We start from the raw sequence: 2,805 nt of genomic DNA, 5'->3' as shown, positions 1-2,805 counted from the left end.
GACCATCCACTGTCTCCTTACTTGAGAAATTGGCGTTACCCTGAGTTTGGTGAACTGGAAGCCTCGGATGGACAAACGCTCTATTACAAAATGACGAAACCCAGCGACTTTGATGCAGAGAAAAAATATCCCGTGCTTGTGTACGTTTATGGAGGTCCGGGCGCACAGAGAGTAACTAAGAGTTGGGGCAGTGAGTTTGTCCAATATATGGCCCAACAGGGGTTTATTGTATTTACTCTGGACAATAGGGGTTCAGCAAACCGTGGAAAGAGTTTTGAAGCGCCTATTTATAAAAACATGGGTGGTCCGGAGATTGAAGACCAGGTTACCGGAGTGGAGTATTTGACCAACTTACCTTTTGTGGATGCAGAGCGTATTGGTATTTACGGTCATAGTTACGGGGGCTATATGTCGTTGCTTGCTATGTTTAAAGCTCCTGAGCATTTCAAAGCCGGGGTTGCTGGCGCGCCAGTAACCGACTGGCGGTTGTATGACACGCATTACACCGAACGTTTTATGGGCATGCCGGATGAAGGTAACGCTTATGAGAACTCATCGGTTTTTCCTTACAGTAAGGACCTAAAAGGTGACTTGTTGATTTATCATGGCATGGCAGATGACAATGTTCTGTTTACTCACAGCACAAAACTGTATAAGCAGTTGCAGGACAACGCTCAGTCGTTTGAAATGATGAACTACCCGGGTAAAAAGCACTCTATTAACGGGCGTAATACAAAAATCCATTTATATTCAATGATTGCCCAATTTTTTCAACAAACCATTGGCGAACAATAGGTTATAATATGTACATACCTTCCACTAACAAGGAGTGACTATGCGCTTTTTATCCCGCCGACTGGTTATGCCAAATGATTTGAACTTTGCTGGTTCGTTGTTTGGGGGCCGTATTTTAGAATGGATTGATGAGGAAGCTTATATTTTTGCCAGCTGCCAGTTAGAGGCGAAAAGCTTAGTAACGAAACATATTGGCGCTATAACTTTTGAAACCTCTGCGTTTCAGGGCGATGTTGTTGAATTCGGTCTGCAGGTTAAATCGGTAGGGCGTACGTCTTTAGCTATTACCTGTCTGGTTCGAAATAAACACACGAAGCAAAACATTTGTACTGCTGACGATATTGTTTTCGTTCACATTGATCCGGAAACACGTCAACCAACGCCGCATGGAAAAACCAAAGATCAGTTAGATGATATGCCAGAGCCGCTTTAAGCGGCCCTGGTATTTTCGTTAGATTGGCGAGCCTGGAGGTAGTGCTTCGGGTTCGTATTGTTCAGGCCATTCAGCGTCAGTTAAGAACTTCTCTAAATCACCTGCCAACTGTCGCATTAACAACGAAACGGATTCAGCCAACTGCTTTTGCTGTTCAGCAAGTTGAGCGCGCATCGCTAAACGAGTTTCTGCCGCTAAACCGGAGCTTTTTATTGCTCGCACCTCAGCATTTATTGCTGTCGTTAACAGACGTTGCTGTAGCGGCTGGTTTTGAGCATTTTTCCAGTCGTTGAAAACGGTATTAAAAACTTCTGACATAAGCTGTGCAGGTGACGGAACCCGATCGTTTTCCGCGTGTTGCTGAGCCAGCCTGTTCAGACGTTGACTGTTAAGCATTAGTTGTAGGCTATGATCAGCGGCACTTGCTGCCATACTTACGGTATCTGGTATAAGCCCGGTTTTACCATCAAAGTACTCACGCGAAGAACTCTCGCCATAGGCTGCCGGAACTAGCCATTGCTTAACATGTGAAGGCACGCGCAGGTTGTCTGCCTGAATCGTTCTGAGCAGTTGCTTCAATGCACTTTGTTGTCTGGATGCACTAACTGGCTGGTAGTCATCTGCAGCATCATCTGCCATATAGTAACGGTAGTTAACACCGCCCAGCCATTTTACCGCTGCCTCTACCTGGTAACGGTCAAACAGGTAGATAGGCACAAAAGTGGCTTGTAGCTGACTTAAAGGCTGGTCCGGACGCAGCATATCCTTACTGAAGTTATCCAGCACTTGCGCGCGAACGGACAACAGACGCTCTAGCTCTGTTACCGGGTCGCTGCCGTTGTCCCATAAATGAGCAAGCGGATGTGCGCCTCCCGCCGGGCGCGCGTCTTGATCAGAAATGAAGCTAAGGTTAAGCGCTTTATTCTTTTCCAGAATACGTGTTAGCTGCTCCGTTGATGAAGGCATGCCGCCAAAGTCACTGTAACCGTAGGCCAGCACTTGTTTGTCCCAAATACCTAAACCCTCAGTATAAGCGTCATTCAAACTTAACGTACCATCGGTAGTTAGGTTAACTAATGGGTGCGGGTAGTCCATAACCGATGCTCTGTTTGATGTACTTGCAGCAAAGTTATGAGCGATTCCCAGAGTGTGACCGATTTCATGCGCACTTAGTTGACGAATACGCGCTAAAGCCATTTTTTGCACAGCTTCTTTCAATTCACCGGCGTCGTTAATAAAAGGGGTCAGCAAGCCTTCAGCAATTTTCATGTCCTGACGAACACGCAGAGAACCTAAGGTGACATGACCTTTAATGATCTCGCCGGTGCGTGGGTCAATCACCGACGAACCATAAGACCAGCCGCGGGTCGCTCTGTGAACCCACTGAATAACGTTATAGCGAACGTCCATTGGGTCGGCGTCGTCGGGCAATACTTTTACCTGAAAGGCGTTGTCATAACCGAGTTCTTCAAAGCCTTCAGCCCACCAGCGAGCTCCTTCAAGTAAAGCTGTTTTTACCGGCTCAGGGGCTCCCGGATCCAAGTAATAAATAATTGGCTCGCGTGCCTGGCTTTGTG

General features: G+C 46.9%; 3 protein-coding genes. 2 read left to right on the top strand and 1 reads right to left on the bottom strand.

Annotated features, from left to right (window positions below; all coding sequences use genetic code 11):
- Positions 1–795, top strand: a 795-nt coding sequence (locus B3180_RS09095; RefSeq protein ID WP_286844152.1) for an alpha/beta hydrolase family protein, incomplete at its 5' end; no start/stop codon positions are given.
- Positions 796–835: 40 nt separating this feature from the next.
- Positions 836–1,228 carry an acyl-CoA thioesterase gene (locus B3180_RS09090; RefSeq protein ID WP_054486953.1) on the top strand — a complete coding sequence of 131 codons (393 nt, stop codon included), beginning with the start codon at positions 836–838 and terminating at the stop codon, positions 1,226–1,228.
- An 18-nt stretch (positions 1,229–1,246) separates the two neighbouring features.
- On the opposite strand, the gene B3180_RS09085 is transcribed toward B3180_RS09090, so the two are convergent.
- A partial coding sequence (locus B3180_RS09085; protein ID WP_286844149.1) for a zinc-dependent metalloprotease occupies positions 1,247–2,805 on the bottom strand: 1,559 nt, incomplete at its 5' end.

The organism is Idiomarina sp. UBA4206, from assembly GCF_002383015.1.
Lineage (GTDB): Bacteria > Pseudomonadota > Gammaproteobacteria > Enterobacterales > Alteromonadaceae > Idiomarina > Idiomarina abyssalis.
Note: the sequence above shows the minus strand (reverse complement) of the source record. Positions and strands in the feature narration are given on the sequence as shown.

What these genes read in the sequence shown, in the direction of transcription:
- B3180_RS09090 (WP_054486953.1), top strand. Translation starts at nt 836, where the DNA reads ATGCGCTTTTTATCCCGCCGACTGGTTATGCCAAATGATTTGAACTTT.